Here is a 17864-nt window from a genome sequence, read left to right on the forward strand (position 1 = left end):
TGAAACAGGAGGAATCTGATGACACAGGACCCATCGACTGGAGCCTTGTTGCGCGAAGTGGCACGCCTCCACGTGCAGTTACAGCGCAACTGTGTGGCCGAATGTTCCGGCACGACAGCCACGCAATGCACCGTTTTGACTGAACTGGGTCGCAGTGGTCCCCTCACGCTTGCCGCACTCAGTCGCCGGATCGGCTTTGACAAAAGCTGGACCAGCCGGGCAGTTGAGAATCTGGTGCAAGAGGGGTTAGTCGAAAAGGTGCCAAGTCAGACAGATCGCCGCACTGTGCGCTTATCGCTCTCATCCCTTGGGCAAGCACGTTTACAGGATTTGAATCAGATGCTCAATGGATTAGCTGATCAGGCGCTCGAACGCATTCCGACCGAGGAGCACGCCTCTGTCCGTACTGCCTTGGAGTGGTTGCAGAAGGCGCTGCTCGATCTGGCTGAGGACAAACAGTTTCCTCCGGCAGAGGTGGAAGGAGGTTCGTCATGCACGTGCGTGTAGCAGCACCGACCGATGCAGCCGCCATCACAGCTATTTACAACCAGGGCATTGAAGATCGCGTGGGCACCTTTGAGATCGAACTGCGCACGGAGGCGATGGTGGCATCCTGGTTTGATGGGAGGCACCCGATTGTTGTCGTCGAAGCGGAACAAGCGGTCATCGCCTACGCCTCCACCTCCCCCTATCGGCAGCGGGCTTGCTATGCTGGGATCGCTGAGTTTTCTGTCTACGTCCGACGCGACTGGCGAGGCAAGGGGGCTGGTCGTCTAGCTCTCTCCCACCTGATGCACGAATGTGAGGCAGTAGGCTTCTGGAAACTGGTGTCGCGCATCTTCGTAGAAAACGACGCCAGCCGCCAATTGATGAGATCGCTCGGATTCCGCGAAGTGGGCATCTATGAGAAACATGGGCAACTGGATGGAGTCTGGCGCGATGTGGTCATCGTGGAATATCTGTTCGCGCGCAACCTCGCCCAGGTGTAGCTCTCGCCAGACCGACGGAGCGGTGCGTCCTTTCGCTCGCTCGTCCGTCTCTGTGAACAGAGCACATGAGTGCTTTGAGAAGATTCTTCTGTGTAAAGGATAGAAACGAACATGCAAGAACATTCCCTTCCGGTCGCGATTATTGGTGCTGGCCCCGTCGGGCTCGCTGCTGCTGCCCATCTGATTCGCAAAGGAGAGGCCCCCCTGCTTTTTGAGGCGGGTTCAACCGTCGGAGCTTCAATGCTGCAATGGGGACAGGTCCGCCTCTTCTCTCCCTGGCGCTACTTGGTCGATCAGAATGCCCAGGCATTGCTCGCCGAGCAGAACTGGCAGGCACCTGATCCCGAAACCTATCCCACTGGGCGTGAGATGGTTGAGCGGTATCTGTTCCCGCTGGCCCAGGTCCCCTCGATTCAAGCAGCCCTTCGGCTCCAGACTCGCGTGACAGCGGTCAGTCGGCTGAGCATGGACGAAGTGAAGACGCCGCAGCGAGAAGAGACTCCCTTTGTCGTGCGCATCCAGTCGGCGGATGGAGAGGAGCAGGATCTGCTGGCGCGAGCGGTCATCGACGCATCAGGAACCTATCAGACCCCCAATCCTCTGGGAGCGCATGGTCTGTTTGCCTTGGGCGAGCGGTCCCTGAGCGAGCACATTTTTTATGGCATTCCTGACGTGTTAGGGAAGGAGCGAGGACGCTATGCCGGACGCCGCGTGTTAGTCGTGGGGAGCGGACATTCCGCGCAGCAGACACTGTTGGAACTAGCGAAGCTCTCCGAACAGGACCCTGCAACGCAGGTGCTCTGGGCGATCCGCCGTTCTGCTGTGCAACAGATGTTTGGCGGTGGTGAGAGTGATGAGTTGCCGGAGCGGGGACAACTCGGCCTGCGTGCGTCTCGCCTCCTGGAGCAGGGGAAGGTGTGCCTGTTTGCCGACGTACAGATCCACGCGCTGACGAGAGATGCGCAAGGGATCATGATTGTTGGAGAAGAAGAGCGCATCGGTCCGGTGGATGAGATCATTGCCACCACGGGATTTCGCCCGGATCTCTCGTTTGTGCGCGAATTGCGACTCGCCCTTGATCCTGGCCTGGAAAGCCCGGTGGCCCTCGCCCCGCTCATTGACCCCAACCTCCATAGCTGCGGGACAGTTCCCCCACATGGTGTAGATGAATTAGCACACCCGGAACCCAACTTCTTCCTGGTGGGCATGAAGAGCTATGGGCGTGCTCCAACGTTTCTGGCGCTGACCGGGTACGAGCAAGTTCGTTCCATTGTGGCGGCGCTCTCTGGTGAGTGGGAGGTTGCCCGCACGGTTGAGCTCGTCTTGCCCGAAACTGGTGTCTGTTCCTCCGACGGAGGATCGTGCTGCGCTCCTGCTGCCAGTCCTTTGCTCACCATTGGTGTCACGCGCCGGTCGCTGGGAACAGTGAGCCACTAATCGTTCCCTGAGAAGCCAAGAAGAAAGAACAGCAATGGGCAGACGGACACGCACGGCACCCTATTATGGATGGGTCTTGATGGTGGTGCTGGGGATCACTACCATCATTTCCTATGGCACCACACAATACCTCTTTGGTGTGTTGGTGGTTCCCATCAGTAGCAGTCTGCACTGGAGTCGGGCCAGTGTTTCAGGGACCTATGCCGTTGGACTCATAGTGGCTGGCGTGCTTGGGGTCCCCATTGGCCCCCTGCTCGACCGCTTCGGAGCACGTGTGCTCATGAGTAGCGGCTCGGCTCTGGCAGGGCTTTCCCTCATCGGACTGGCGCAGATGCAGACGCTGTGGCAGTTCTATGTGCTCTGGTCCGGTGGGTTGGGTCTGGCAATGGCACTCACGCTCTATCCGGTCACCTTCACCGTGGTCGCCAACTGGTTCGTGCGCAAACGCGGAGCGGCCCTTGCTGTGCTGACCTTGGTTGGCGGATTGTCCTCTCCCATCTGCATTCCCCTCTCAGGAACGCTCGTCGCTCACATTGGCTGGCGTGCCACCCTGGTTGTCCTGGGACTCGCGCAACTGGTACTGGCGCTGCCCTTGCACGCACTTCTGCTGAGGCGCCACCCAGAGGATGTAGGCTTGTCTCCTGATGGAGAGCCAGCATCAGTTGCACCAGCGACGATGGGACTGCCTGGCACCTCACTCCAAGAGGCGGTAAGCAGTCCCACTTTTTGGATGCTCACCGCCTCCCTGTCCTTCGTGATGCTGGGAAGCACGGTGGTCTTTGTGCATCAGGTGGCTTTCATGATTAGTCGCGGCTACGATCCTGTTCTGGCTGCGACCCTCTCTGGAATGCTCGGCCTAGTCAGTCTTCCGGGCCGCTATGTCTTCAACATGCTCAGTAGCCGTATCAGCACCCAATCGTTACTGCTGCTCAGCGTGGTGGCACAAGCCGTCGGCATGGCGGTGTTGGTCCTCTCGTCCTCTCTGCTCTGGTTGGTCCTCTATGTGATCATGTATGGAACCGCCTATGGAGCTTTCTCTCCCTTGCGAGCAAGCGTGATGGCCGATCACTTTGGTCGCCGCGCCTATGGTTCGATTACAGCAGTGCAAGGGGTTCCTGTGGCAGTGTGTGCGGCTCTGGGACCAATCGCCGCAGGATGGCTCTATGACAGTCTGCACCACTATGAGTTGGCCTTCTGGATCTGCGCTGGCGCATTTCTGCTCGCGGCTCTTGGTCTGCTTCTGACCACACAACCCCACTATGAACACGGACGCTTTGCCCAGATGAGTGCAGAGCGGCACGAAGAGGTGACCGGGAACAGAGAGGAATGAACAGGAGGGCAGGTGCGTCTTTTTGGTGGCATCCCCGTCTACCAGGAGAGAACAACCATGAGGAAGGAAGATGATCCATATGGGGATAGCAACTGAGCAGGTGTGGGAAGCCTTTCACACCCCACTCTTACAGTTCATTCGCAAGCGGGTTGCAGATTCTGGAACGGCAGAGGATCTCTTGCAAGAGGTGTTTTTGAAGATCCATCAGCAGGTCGAGACGCTCAAAGAGGTCAAGAAGCTGGAAAGCTGGGTCTATCAAATCACGCGTCACGCCATTATCGATTATTATCGCAGCACCAGACCAACCACGCGCCTTGAGGAACCAGAAGTAAAAGCGCTTCCAGAAGCGTTGCCCGACGACGATATCGTGAGCGAATTGTTTCCTTGCGTCCGAGCCATGATCAACAACTTGCCTGAGCCGGATCGGCAAGCCCTGGTTCTCACTGAGTATCAGGGGCTGACGCAGAAAGAGCTAAGCGCGCGCCTGGGTCTTTCCTTTTCTGGTGCGAAGTCGCGGGTGCAACGAGCGAGAGAGAAACTCAGACAGATGCTCCTGGCATGCTGTCACTTCGAGCTGGATCGTCGCGGGCATATCATTAACTATCAATCCCGCTGTCACTGTTGTGTTGCAGGTTCCTGTTGTACCGACGAAACTCCGCAACCGTTGATCCCGCTCACTGTGCGTCCTTTGTGAAGGTCTTCCGTCTACAGGAGTAGAACAGCACAAAGAAACCACCTGGATCGTGGGATGTGCATCCGGGAAAAGAAGGAAAGGAAACTGATGAGTACCGTTCCAACGAATGATGAACAATTACGCGCCGAGGTGCGCGCACGCTATGCCAAAACGGCGTTGCAGGTGCTCGGCACAGAGCAGCCAACAACACAGAGTTGTTGCGGGCCAAGTTGTTGTTTGCCCAGTACACCAGCCGTGACGACAGTACAGAAGAGCGCAACAGAAACGTCAGCATGTTGTGGATCAAGCTGTTGCTCCACCGAGGCGTCTGGAAGCCCGATCATTTCCGATCTCTACACACAGGACGAGTTAGGGACGATTCCACTAGCCGCAGCCCTGGCCTCACGTGGATGTGGCAATCCAACCGCTCTAGCTGAGCTGAAACCTGGTGAAAAGGTGCTGGACCTGGGCAGTGGTGGTGGCATCGATGTCTTGCTCTCTGCCAAACGAGTCGGGCCATCAGGCTTCGCCTACGGTCTGGATATGACGGATGAAATGTTGACTCTGGCTGAGCGCAGCCGTGTCGAGGCAGGTGTGGAGAACGTGCGCTTTCTCAAAGGCGTGATTGAGGCCATTCCCTTGCCTGAGAGCAGTGTGGATCTGGTGATCTCGAACTGTGTCATTAATCTGTCGGCAGACAAAGGGCAGGTCCTGCGTGAAGCGTATCGCGTCCTCTCACCTGGTGGGCGGTTCGCCGTCTCAGATATTGTCTTTCAAGGGCAGATCCCGCCCGTCCTTCGTGCCGATTTGGAATCCTGGGCTGGCTGCATCGCGGGAGCCCTGGAAGAAGAGACCTACCGGCAGTTGCTCAAAGCCGCCGGGTTTACCGAGATCGACGTTGAGGTCACACGGCGCTATTCATTGGATGATATCAGTGAAAGCGGGGCAAGTGCTTCTCTCGCTGCACTTACAGCCGATGAGCGTGCTGAGGTGGATGGAAAGTTTGTCAGTGCCTTTATTCGCGCCCGAAAACCATCTCAGAAGTAACGTTTCACAAAGGGAAGACGTGCTCACAGCCGTCTTCCTTTTCCACTAATCTCCCCCCTCTTTGTGATCGAGCCGATCTCGATGGGACCTCAACTCAAAAGGGAGGGCACTTTGTCCAAAGGGGTTGACATCTCGTTATACAGAACGGCGGTCTCATCATTGCTCTTATGGGATCACTTCATTTGAGCAATCATAGCAAACACCTGACTCTATTGAATTTTTGTGTTCGTGAGATATGGCAGCGCGTTCTGAGCCAACATAAAACCTCGGTAAATGATATTGCTCTGCTGTGGTAGAATACTTCCATGCCATTACAATCTAACTTTACTCTTCCTGCCCCCAAGTATTGGGAAGAATTTGAGGATATGCTCTGGGATCTTTTCAGAGCGGTATGGAAAGATCCAAATGCGAAAAAAAATGGCCGATCAGGGCAACAGCAACATGGTGTAGATGTCTACGGTCAACCAGGTCAGAAAGAAAAGTGGGCGGGGGTTCAAGCCAAGAAGAAAGATCAGCTTGCCGACTCTTCTGTTACTGAGGAAGAATTACAAGCGGAAGTAAATAAAGCGAAACAATTTAAGCCTGGACTATCAGAGTATATACTAGCCACCACAGGACAACGCGACCAAAAAATCCAAACGAAAGCAAGATTGATTACCACAGCCCACCAAAAAGAAGGGTTATTTAGCGTCCATGTTTATAGCTGGGAAGATATAGAAGCATTATTAAATATCCATACCGATGTTCGTAATCGATGGTATCCTGACCTGATATCAGATAACATATCAGTAGAAACACTAGAAGTTGTAAATAGAATTGAGAACGCACAAAAAGAACAAATTTTAGCTCAGAAGGGAGATAGCGCTGAAATAAAGGATCTTCTTATCTCCCTCCACCAAAAGATAAGCAGTCTTCCTCCCTCCGTTGCTGTTTCAGGAACTGGATCAAAGTTCTACCAATTGGCACTTGATCAATCAAAGGTGCTTTTAGATCAGTTTAAGCCCCAAACTGCCCTCTCTCTCCTTGAACCATTAAGAACGAAGGCGTGGGAAGATGCCGACTCGATGACAAAATGGAAAATTTTAAATAATATTGCCTCGGCAAAACTGCAACTACATGAAGATCAAGACGCTGCGCAGTTGTTCATTGAAGCGGCTCAGTATAACCAGGATGATGAAAGGGCTTTATGCAATCTGGCTTTGGCGCATCTCCTTTTGAATAACTTAACGGAAGCAGGAATATATCTAGAGACAGTCCTCCAGAAAAATGTTGCGAATGAAAGGGCACATGTCGTAAAAATACAACTTCAATCTCTCCAGAATGAGGATTTTGATACCATTGTCCAACAGATACCAAATGAATTGAGAGGATCACAAGACATCGCAACTGCTTTAGGCGATGCTGCTGGAAAGAGTGGTAGCTTACAGAACTCTCGGTATTGGTACGAGGTAGCATTTAAAAGGAAGGAGAAATCTCCAGGGATCGCTTTTGCTTACGCAACAGCGATGTTGGTTCCTCTTGCAGAAAATAAGGTAATACTGTACACAGGCAAACCTACGCAAGATCAAGACGCTCAATTAGCAAATATTCTAAAAATATACAATAGCGCATATGCAGAAATATCAGGTTCTGAATGTTATGATTTAAAATCTGAATTTTTCTTCAACAGGGGTGTTGCTTACAGACTGAAAGGCGAGTATGAAAATGCCGCGAAAGATTTTGACTTGGCGTTAGAGTTACAGCCAGAAAATGAACGATATATTTTTCGGAGAGCTGAGCTTGCACTTATTGCAGGAAAAGAAACTGTTGCCATCTCTTTACTTGAGAAGATCAAAACATCGAAAGCAGTACCCGCTGTACTTCTTCTTGCTGAAATATATAGAGAAAATGCAAACGTCCCTCAAGGAAAAGAGATACTCACAACCTATTTAGAAAGTGATCCTCCTGCTAAGTTTAAAGAGGCGGCTGATCGTTTGCTCATTGAGTTATTGTTGATTTGTGGAGATTACGAAGAAGCAGAGAGCAAGTCAGCAGCGCTCGTATCAGCACAGAAAGAAAATGTGTCGTGTCTGCTGATACGAGCAAAAGTATTGAGCACTCTTAAAAATGAAAGCGAAACACAAGAATGTCTGTCCGCAGCGCGAAAACTCGTCACTGAAAATTCTCCATTCTTAGATATTGTACTTTTAGCTGACCACTATTTTTCGCTCGGAGAGTATCAAAATGCTGCGGCACTCTACGAGCTTATTGTTGATACTTCTGTTGATACTGATATCACTCGTAAGCTGCTCGCTTGTTATCATCAAGAAGGAAACGAGAAAGAAGCGTTAAAAATATGCAGTCTCTTGAGACAATTATATGGACCCCTGAAAAGAATTACAGAGATCGAATCATATATCTATGAAGGAATAGGAAACTTACAAAAAGCAGAAGAAGTATGTAAGGAATATATCGCGCGATACCCAGATGATCTCAATATGCAGCTCAGGCTCGCTATGATTTATTTCCGCGAACAAAGCCTCGACGAATTAGATAGCTTTTTGAAACAACGTCATTCTCTCTCTGATGCTTCATTAGAAAACAGAGTACATCTCAGCCAATTGTTAATAGTTCGTGGTTTTAATCATGAAGCCTTAAAAATAATGTACGAAACAAGGAGAGATTTTTTTGATGAGGCGGACGCTCATTTCTCTTATATTGCTCTGTTCTTTCGAGGAGCAAGAGAGCATGATCCGTTTCTGGAGGTAAAGGAAGTAGCTGAAGACACAGTGGTTTTTGTGCAAGATGGCTTTGGCAACAGGAAATTTTATATCATTGAAAATAGATTGAGTGCAGATCCTGGAAGACAAGAATTCAAACTCACCCATCCAATAGCCAAGAAACTCCTGGGGAAAAAAGTTGGTGACAAAATATCGCTAGTAGAAAGTCCACAAAAAAAGGAAGTAACGATAGAGGAAATAAAAAGCAAATATGTTCATGCACTTCATGAAAGCGCAGCAACTTTTGAGACGTATTTCCCTGATGCAAAGGGGTTCTATGTTCTAAACCTAACCATGTCGCGAAATCCCAATAACGAGGAGGAGGTAGACTTCTCTGTCCTTTTTGAGCAGATTGACCGACGGCATAACTATGTAAACCAGGTAGTAGGTTTTTATAAAGATGGGAAAGCAACTATCGGAGCTTTGGCAAAACTGCTAGGGATAACCACAATTGAAGCATGGAGTGGATTTGTAAACGATCCTCATGTAGGGATTATCTGTGCAACTGGTGATCCGTATGAAAGTGCTGAGGTAAGCAGGATACTTACTGAGGATAATCCCAAACTTGTTCTTGATATTACCTCTATTATGACAATGCATGGCTTGGGAATTATTGACGAGGTTGTTAATGTATTTGGGAAAATTGCAGTCGTGCAAACTACCGTTGATCAATTAACAAATCTGATAAATAGTAGGACTGGATTAGATGAAAAAGGATTTATGTCTCTTGGAAAAGAGGGAGAACATTATATAAAGGAAGATGTAAGTGCCGGACAGATAAGAAAAAACACAGAATACTTACAATCCATCTTGGAATCGGTCAAGGAAAATTCCGAAGTAATTCCTTGCGAGGAGGCTTTAACAATACCTGTGGGTCAACGTGAAAAGCTCTATAGCCTCTTTGGTCATGATGCAATTGACTCTATTCTCTTAGCAAAACAAGAAAAAAGAATATTGGTGTCAGAGGATGAACGACTGAGAAGCTTTGCTAAAGGTTCCTATACTGTTCATGGCGCATGGACACAACCTATAGCGAGACAGCTACTGAGTAGAGGCAAAATAGAGAAAGAAAGATATCAAAAATTAGTTATCAAATTAATAAATTCAAATCATCATTATATAAGTATTGAAGCAGAAACCTTAGAAGAAGCTGCGAAGCAATCTTCGTGGAGGCCAGATAGGCAATTTGAAAAAGTTGCTGGAATACTCAGTGGAGGAAAAACTGACGACTTTTCAGCAATCGATGTTGCAATAAATTTTATATATAAGCTCTACACACAACAGCTTTTCCTTGCCGACCCAGCTATTTTGCTATTCACTATTCTTGATCTGTTATTTACAGCAAGACCTAAAAGAAGGATGTTATTCGCTGAATTCATAAAACGCATAAAAAGTAAGTTCTTGTTGTTTCCAATTCAACAACGAGAGATCGAACTGCTAATAAATCAATGGGTAGGCAGGCAAACAATTTTTTAACAGAGTAGTTGTTCTTTTACATTTAAAATAACTTACTACGCTGATTTTAGCACAAACAAACATATTAAATCTAATCGATATCGGCGTGTTCCTGATCTCTTTCCTTTCATTAAAGAGGTACAGCGAACAAAGACCCCGGATTATCGCACGAGAGCAGAAAACGCCAGCTATTCTGATGTCCGTTGCTTCAACGTCCAAGCGCTATTGGTAAATACATCCAACATCTGGGTCGGCATTTCCCGATGAAAAGCTGATTTTACCTAAGGTGTTTGGCTCTCTTGAGACTGATGCTTCCACTGGCCACTGAGGAGCATTGTTGCCAGAGGTGGAGAGACCAGGGAGATCAACGCACAGACAGTTCTATTCTGCTTGCTGAGCTTTCCCAGATGTTAGAACCCTTAAGGTGACAAGTGAGCAGGTTTTCGGGCTCTTGCTCACTTTCGGTGGAAAACCTCAGCAGATCTCAGGGGAAACGAGAAAAAGACTTCAGAGCAACCGCTTCGTCCACCATCGCCGTTTGCGCTAAATGCTGCTTCCAGGTTTTCTTCCTGGCTCGAACACGCTGTTTGTGATCTTCCTGGTTCGTTTCCAGGTTTTCTTCCAGGTGTTTTTCTGATCGTTCCGTTTGGAAACAGCCATCATCTGTTACGTCTTCTCATGTTCTGGATGGTGAATAAACATTCACCATGATAGCAAGGTTGAACCTCATCAGCAGAGAACTCACGTCAATGAATGAACAACTGCTTCAAGAACGAAAGGTGCCACACAAATATATGCAAGATATTGGATTAGTCTAATAATGATTACAGGCTATAATACGATCAAGAGATATAAAAATGAAAACGAACCTTCAATGCACGTCCGAGGGCCAAAAGAGATCCTCGGACGTGCATTATCCCTATACTTTTATGGTGAATCTTTGGCACGCGAGGACTTGAGTGCCGAGACTTGCCCATCCCGCAGGTGAGTCCTCAAGGCGAAAAAGAATGGACAAACGGTAGGCCTTGGTGTGATTTTGATGTTATCTCGATGTGAAAACGTGAAGCTTGTCAAGAAGCCAACTGACGCGCACATTGAAACGTCTTTAACGTAAACGACGTAACGTTTCATCTGGCTTATAGAGCAAAAACAACGTTATTCAAATGTTTTAACGTTAGCATCTAGAGTATATCAAAATCATACGCCTTCTACGTTGTTGTCATCGCGAAATCCACATCGAGATAATTGATGAAAAGACACGACATCTGAGCAATTCTGTTAGCGTCGCAAACGTTCCCAGACAAACCGGATAATTGGAATATCCATCGTCCAGCTACATCTTCTCTGTTGCCAGTAGATGCTTAACTGCCAGAATAATGCTCGAATATCTAATATTTGCTCATTTTTCTCTTGATACCTTTTAATAGAATGAGGAAGCATTCCAACCAGTACCCAGAGCCAGATCCAATTGATGTCCATCGTCATCGCTCCTTATCATAAGAAGGATGATGCGCGCAATCATCTTCTGTGTGTTATGTTGTTGATCGATCTGATCCTATGGTAAACTTTCCAATGTTGGGTTCCGCTATCCAATCACTATCCAATTTGTAGGAGGGATTAAAGTCGAAGTGGATTCTTCAGGTATCCAACCTTTCGGCGAGGTTCTCAGGAGCTTCCGTGAGCGAATACATCCGAAGGTTACTCAGCAGAGGCTAGCTGATGCACTTGGGGTTAATCGGCAGGCTGTTGTCGCTTGGGAACGCGGTGACTATCCGCCCAAGGACCGAGCACGTGTCTTAGAAATAGCTAAATATTTGTGTTTAAATGACGAAGAAACAAACGCACTACTCCGAGCTTCTTTGCTTGATCCTCTTCCTCATTGGAACATACCCTTTCACCGCAATTTCTTTTTCACAGGGCGTGATGATATCCTGGAGCAACTTCATAGTGCTCTTACGCCTGGAAAGGCCGCTGCTTTAACGCAGCCTCAAGCCATCTCTGGACTTGGAGGAGTGGGGAAAACTCAGACTGCTATCGAGTACGCATACCGCTATCGAGGAGAGTACAGTGCTGTAATCTGGGTTCAGGCCGATTCGCGGGAAGTATTATTTTCAGAGTTCGTGAAACTTGGGCAGCTTTTAAATCTTCCGGGGTTATATGAGAAGGATCAGAACCAAGTGATTAATGCTGTAAAGCGTTGGCTCAAGAATCATAAAGGATGGATACTAATATTCGACAACATCGAAGACTTACTTTTAATTGAGGATTTTCTCCCTTCCGATTATCAAGGATGTGTATTGATTACAACCCGTTCCTCTGTGGCAGAACCTGTTGCCAATACCATCGAAGTAAGGAAGATGACCGAGCAAGAGGGCATTCTTTTCTTTCTGCGACGAACAAAGATTCTTACTATTGATGCACCTATCGATCAAGTGTCACAAGAGCATTACATTTTGGCAGAGCAAATTTGGGATCTTATGGATGGCCTTCCTCTCGCAATTGATCAAGCAGGAGCATACATTCTTGAAACAGGTTGTGGTATGATTCATTATCTTGAACGGTACCAACAACGGCGTGTTGAACTGCTAAAAACACGGGGAAAATTCCCATCAGGTCATCCAGATTCCGTTTTCACTACATTCTCTCTAGCTCTTGAAAAGATCCAAGACAATAATAATGCACTGGAAGTGCTATATATATGTGCATTCCTAAGTCCAGATTTTATTCCAGAGGAGCTCTTTTATTACGAGTTTGAATTTATTCCGAAATATCCAGCTTTTCTCATGACGCGGAAGAAGAAGGATATTGTTATTTTTGACCAGGCAATAGCAATTTTAAAGAATTATTCGTTGATCCATCGCGATACTACTAATAATACTATTTCACTCCATCGTCTACTACAAGCTGTAATTTTAGAAAATATGGATAGGGAAAAGGGTAACTACTATGCAAAAGAATCATTAAAAAAAGTTGCTGGTGTCTTCCCAGAAGGGAAACCTGAAGAGTGGATAAAGTGTGAACGCTATCTTGCTCAAGCTCGGCATTGTGTAGAAAATAACCTCGCAGATCGTTTCTTACCAGAAACTGGCTTCTTGCTCAATAAAGTAGGATTTTACCTTACTCAGAGGGCACGTTATAGCGAAGCTGCGCCATTGTATCGACGAGCTTTAGTAATCTGGAAAGACTGGTTCGGGCTTGATAGCCTCTATGTATCAGTAGTACTTAGCAATTTGGCTGCTCTTTATTGCGACCAAGGACAATACAGTAGAGCAAAAAAACTTTCGCAGCAAGTTCTAAAAATTAGAGAACAACATCTGGAACCTAATCACCTTGATATTGCACAAGCCTGCGACGGTTTGGCAACAGTGCTTTACAACGAAGGTCAGTACAGTGATGCAGAATCTCTCTATCAACAGGTACTAACAATTCGTAGACTCCAGCTACCTCCTAATCATCCTGCTATTGCAGACATTCTTGATCATATGGGAAGACTTTACTATAGCCTTGGTAAATATGATCAAGCAGAACAAATGTATCGCGAAGTAATTGTCATTAGTGAAGAATACAAACCTAATCATCGTAAATTTGCATTATATGTTAATAATTTAGCATCTCTTTATCACGATCAAAAAAGGTACAGCGATGCAGAATTATTATATAAACGTGCATTGGCAATCTGTGAGGACCAGTTAGGGCCTGATCACCCTGACATAGCAACCAACCTTAACGATCTCGCAGAACTATACCGCGAACAAGGTAAATGCACAGAAGCAGAGACATTACATCGTCGTGCTCATATGATGAGAGTGTGCGTATTAGGGCCTGACCATATTAGCACTGCTCAAACCCTTAATAATCTTGCACTACTTTATCATGATCAGCATCGATATAGTGAAGCAGAACCACTCTATCGACAGGTATTAACAACCTGGAAGCAACAATTAGGAGAGGATCACCTAGATGTGGCTCTATGTTTAAGTAATCTGCAGGGCTTTGTCGTGATCAACACAAGTATGCCGAAGCAGAAATATTACAGCAAGAGGCATTAGTAATTCATGAACAAAAACTGGGAGAGGATCATCTAGACACGGCTCAAAGTCTCAACGATCTTGCACTGCTTTATCATTATCAAGGTAAGTATATGAAAGCTCAATTGTTATATCAGCGCGCATTAGTAATTTATGAACGAAAAATCGGAACCAATAATCCTCGTACGATGGGTGTGAGGAAAAATTATCTTACTCTTTTGCAAGAAATGAAGGGCACAACACTTCAGCGAAAACAACAAACAAAGCAGCATCTGATAAAACCAAGTCGCGTGAAAAATACTTCACGCAAATATAAGAACAAGAAGAGACACAAGCGCTAAATTTCCTTACTTTATTTCACAGATACATATTAAGAGGGTGCGCTAACTTTACTAAACCACACCATTGAAAATGGGCAAGACAGAATTATGAAAGATGTATATGGTTATATGTCACATCGCACCCTCTTTCCGTCAGAATCGCAGCGATAGGTCTGTAGAAAAATTATCTGCCAGGGGCAGAGAACATCCAACACCATCCTTGTAGTCGTTTTGCTGTCGTTGTGATGACATTCCAGGCTATTTCTAGGAATGTCTCTCTCAGAAACACCCTCTTTCGGGGCTGACTGTTCTGGTGTGTAGTCATTTCGCACCATTTTGACGACAATCTGGGAGGAGTTCTGCTCACAGAGACCACCAATCATCCCTCTTCGTTGGAAACGTCGAATGCTTCTCGCGAGCGTTGATGTGCGGCGCGAGAGCAGTCCCCGGTGAGTTGATGAGATGGTATTAGGAAGGGAATGAACTGAGAAAACGTTCGACGTTCGGGGTTCTCATCATGGCTCTCGTGGTCTCACTTCGTTCTAAAGGTCATAGCAAACACCTGTCCCTATTGCGTTTTCTGTCTCTCTCGTGTATAGTTGTTCCATAAGAGCCTTGAACAAACCTGCCTTATAAATTTGTGAGCACTTTTGTCAGAAGGCGCAAGAAATGCTTGCGAACACTTTTGTCAGAAGACGTAAAAAATGCATGTGAACACTTTTGTCAGGCCCGCTCACATGTTTGGTAGAGTTGTTCAACCCGCTAGCAAAGCGGATTCATAAGAAACAAGCGGTGATCCTGTGCCACCCTGCCTTCCAAGCAGGCTGTCGCGGGTTCGAGCCCCGTCTCCCGCTCTTCTTAGAAGACCGTCGTTCTCAAAGTGCTTCACAAGCTGTTTCAGAGGAAGCGAGCAGTGATGCCAGATGAGGGCGACGGTTTTCTTTTTGATCAAAAGGCGTTCAACAGACACCTGCCTTTGTTTTCAGGGAAACACCTGCCTCGCGTTCCACGTTCTGACAAAAGTGTTCACAAGCCATTCCCTCCATGACCACCTGCCTATCCACCAAAGCCAACACCTGCCTTCATGGGAACGCACCAACCTGCCTCTCAGTTTCCTCCCCGTGCTAAACTGGAGGCCGCTTGACGCGATTCATTTTCTGTCGCAAGGACGCAGAACTCGACCCAGGAAACTGAAACACTGCTTGCATATGTTGATGTGTTGTATAGATGCGTCACCAAGATCTCGTAAGGATTGAGGATGATGCGAACGAAAGGAAACAAGCAGTCATGGTAGTAAAGGCAACAAGCAATGGTTCTTCTCTTGCACACGCAGTGCAGTCAAAGGGAACAGACAGGCGAGCACCCAAAAAATGATCAACCGACATATAATGACTTTCTACTTCAAGGCCCTCAGGTTGACCTGTTGATTATTGAGATACTCTTTGTACTCTTCTTTATCATTGGGAGCGTACTTTTCCTGCGTTCAGAACGTTATCGTTAGCCTGAAAGCTCTTCAGAATCAGGTAAAACATAAGAAAAAGAGAAACAATTAAAAGAGGAGAATAATAGTGATGAAAAGTGGATGAACCTCTTTCTTCTCCTCACCCTTCAATGACATCACGTCATACAGGGTGCATTACAAGAACATGACCAAATTCATATCGTATACCCTACAAGTCCATCTTCTTCAGTGAGAGGGGCAAAAATTGTTCTAGCTCTAGTTCTCTCATTGAATGGATTGTAGGATATACGAGCTCAGTAAGCGTGAAGCAAAAGGAGCTAAAGAAGAGCGTAAAGCAGGTTCTTGTATGGTATAAAGATTCTATTAAAAAGGAAAGCATATTTCCTATTTTTTAGACAATATACTTTTCTTGCGAAGCTCATTCTTGTATAATCAAGAAGATTTTTTGCTGTATTACTATTACATTAGGCAGAAGTAGAGAGAAAGGTATAATTTGCTCTCAATGTTCTTTCCTAACTAGATGGATCAAGCGCTATTTCAGAAAGACATGGGGTATTTTCATGATGAGCAGGGGATTTTAAAGGCTATTTCAAGCTGTGGGTTCTTCGTCTATGAGATGCACACGTGGCGGTCCTGGCAGAGCCGGTCCTACGAAGGCATGCGCTCCATGGGCAGAACTGGGTACCCGTGTCCTCTCTTCACGCAAGTACGCACCTGCTCTCTCACTCTCAAGAAAAAGAGGATTCAGTGGATGGAACGTCCTGCACCCTATTTGGAATCAACCACGTACCTGGCAAAAGCGCTACCAGCTCTCCTGGGGACTTTTGATATGTTCGCAAGCTGTGTCGTGGTCATCCTTTGGCTGGTCAATAGTGCTTCTGCCAGCTTGGGAGGGCCGGTTGGTCTGACCTATTGGCTCCTGGGAGGTCTGACTTTTCTGCTTCCCAGTATGCTCATTACCGCACAACTTGGGGTGATGTTTCCCCTGGATGGCTCGCTCTACACCTGGACCTATCAGGCGTTCAGCCTGGGGAATCGTCGCCCTTTCTTGAACACTTTTTGGAGCTTCCTCATTGGTGGAAGTTTCTGGCTGATTGGCCCAATGGCATTAGTGATTGCTGCCAATGCCTTTCTCTCCTTTATTCAGGGAATTGCTCCTCCCTCTTTGCAGGTCCGCTGGCTCAGTCAGCCTTGGCAACAAGGCCTCTTCATGATTGGTATCGTGCTCATTTGTAATGTGGTGGCCCTGCAGCGCTTTCGGATTGTGCAAAATCTTGTCAACGCGATCTTTGTCTTAAACCTGCTGGCTTTTGTGCTCATTGCGCTCTCTGGGGGGCTCTGGCTCCTCTCCGGCCATCCGAGCGCCACCGATTTTTCTCACCTTGCGGGCTGGATGCCGAACCAGCAAAACGTCGCCGCTTTTGGCCTGATCTGTTTAGGATATCTGGGGGCGCCAACCAGCGTGACCATGATTGGGGAATTTCGGCAGCCGCAGCAGGTGCGCCGGGCCATCGTACACCATTTACGCCTTGCGACCATGCTGGTCATCCCGGTCTATCTCGTCATCACTGCGGTCCTCTTGCTCTTTCCCTCTCAGGCGCTGGCCAATCCCAGCAACGTCAATTTTCTGCCGGTGGAGGTGGTGGACCTGGTGCTGGGAAAGGGCTTTGGCAATCTCACTGCCATCTGTCTGCTGGCCTTTTTCCTGATTTCCCCGGTGGTCTATCATCTGGCCTCCTCTCGCATTTTGATGATGGGCGGGATTGATCATCGGATTCCTGAGCAAGCGGGCAAACTCAGTAAGGAACGCGTTCCTGTCGTAGCCCTGTGGGTCCAAACAGGAGTGGCCGTCTTGATGCTAGCCGTCATCTATCTCATTGGCCCCATTTTTACGAGCCTGGGACAGCCAGCTGATCTGGCTAGTAAGGTCTACAATGTCGTCCTGGCCAGCCTCACCCTGGTCTCGGTCGTGGCGACGCTTTTTCTCTATATCAATCTGCTGGTTGCGTATCGACGTGCCCCATCCTATGTGCAGGCGCATCGTCTGGTCCCGCTGTGGGTACTCTGGCTGGCCTGTGTCGTGGGCACAGGCTCCTGTCTGCTGGTGTTCGTCGATACCTTGCTGAACTCGTGGACACCCCTGATGACGAACACCGAATGGCTCATTGCTGTAGGGGCGCTCATCCTTGTGCTCGTCTTGACGCTGGCACTGACCGGTATCTTCGCCGTCAGCGAAGCCTCCTGGCAGCTCTGGAGACACGAATAGCAGGTGGCTGTTTCTCCAAGGATAGAGACCCGTCCTCGATGGGTGTGGTGAGACAAAGCCATGCAGGAGCGTGAGTACTCTCCTGCTTTGTCTCCTTC

General features: G+C 47.9%; 11 protein-coding genes. 10 read left to right on the forward strand and 1 reads right to left on the reverse strand.

The window, feature by feature from the left end:
- Window positions 1–18: 18 nt before the first annotated feature.
- The 7 genes from EPA93_RS45140 (at window position 19) to EPA93_RS45170 (ending at window position 9711) form a co-directional block, all read left to right on the forward strand.
- The gene (locus tag EPA93_RS45140; RefSeq protein ID WP_129893841.1) at window positions 19–507 is read left to right on the forward strand and encodes a MarR family winged helix-turn-helix transcriptional regulator; all 489 of its coding nucleotides are present in this window, start codon (window positions 19–21) and stop codon (window positions 505–507) included.
- A complete protein-coding gene (locus EPA93_RS45145; RefSeq protein ID WP_129893842.1) occupies window positions 492–989 on the forward strand; it encodes an arsinothricin resistance N-acetyltransferase ArsN1 family A in 498 nt (165 codons plus the stop codon). The genes EPA93_RS45140 and EPA93_RS45145 overlap by 16 nt, the downstream gene beginning before the upstream one ends.
- Before the next feature lie 111 nt (window positions 990–1100).
- On the forward strand, window positions 1101–2426 hold the full coding sequence (locus EPA93_RS45150; protein WP_129893843.1) for an NAD(P)-binding domain-containing protein: 1326 nt from the start codon (window positions 1101–1103) through the stop codon (window positions 2424–2426).
- A 34-nt stretch (window positions 2427–2460) separates the two neighbouring features.
- Window positions 2461–3756 carry an MFS transporter gene (locus tag EPA93_RS45155; RefSeq protein ID WP_129893844.1) on the forward strand — a complete coding sequence of 432 codons (1296 nt, stop codon included), beginning with the start codon at window positions 2461–2463 and terminating at the stop codon, window positions 3754–3756.
- A 79-nt stretch (window positions 3757–3835) separates the two neighbouring features.
- Window positions 3836–4450, forward strand: coding sequence for an RNA polymerase sigma factor SigZ (sigZ, locus tag EPA93_RS45160; protein ID WP_129893845.1), 615 nt, complete (start codon window positions 3836–3838; stop codon window positions 4448–4450).
- Window positions 4451–4537: 87 nt separating this feature from the next.
- The gene (gene arsM, locus EPA93_RS45165) at window positions 4538–5476 is read left to right on the forward strand and encodes an arsenite methyltransferase (protein ID WP_129893846.1); all 939 of its coding nucleotides are present in this window, start codon (window positions 4538–4540) and stop codon (window positions 5474–5476) included.
- A 305-nt stretch (window positions 5477–5781) separates the two neighbouring features.
- Window positions 5782–9711, forward strand: coding sequence for a PIN domain-containing protein (locus EPA93_RS45170; RefSeq protein ID WP_129893847.1), 3930 nt, complete (start codon window positions 5782–5784; stop codon window positions 9709–9711).
- Between the two features lie 1257 nt (window positions 9712–10968).
- On the opposite strand, the gene EPA93_RS45175 is transcribed toward EPA93_RS45170, so the two are convergent.
- Window positions 10969–11169 (reverse strand): hypothetical protein, encoded by a 201-nt coding sequence (locus EPA93_RS45175; RefSeq protein ID WP_129893848.1) that lies wholly within the window; start codon window positions 11167–11169, stop codon window positions 10969–10971.
- A 149-nt stretch (window positions 11170–11318) separates the two neighbouring features.
- On the opposite strand from EPA93_RS45175, the gene fxsT reads away from it, so the two are divergent.
- The 3 genes from fxsT to EPA93_RS45190 all read left to right on the forward strand — a co-directional run bounded on the left by fxsT (window position 11319) and on the right by EPA93_RS45190 (window position 17766).
- Window positions 11319–13739, forward strand: coding sequence for an FxSxx-COOH system tetratricopeptide repeat protein (gene fxsT / locus EPA93_RS45180; RefSeq protein ID WP_129893849.1), 2421 nt, complete (start codon window positions 11319–11321; stop codon window positions 13737–13739).
- A complete protein-coding gene (locus EPA93_RS45185) occupies window positions 13718–14059 on the forward strand; it encodes a tetratricopeptide repeat protein (protein ID WP_129894852.1) in 342 nt (113 codons plus the stop codon). The genes fxsT and EPA93_RS45185 overlap by 22 nt, the downstream gene beginning before the upstream one ends.
- A 2192-nt stretch (window positions 14060–16251) precedes the next feature.
- On the forward strand, window positions 16252–17766 hold the full coding sequence (locus EPA93_RS45190; RefSeq protein ID WP_165423818.1) for an APC family permease: 1515 nt from the start codon (window positions 16252–16254) through the stop codon (window positions 17764–17766).
- The last annotated feature ends 98 nt before the right edge of the window (window positions 17767–17864 follow it).

The sequence above is a fragment of the Ktedonosporobacter rubrisoli genome, from assembly GCF_004208415.1.
In the GTDB taxonomy this organism is placed as follows: Bacteria; Chloroflexota; Ktedonobacteria; order Ktedonobacterales; family Ktedonobacteraceae; genus Ktedonosporobacter; species Ktedonosporobacter rubrisoli.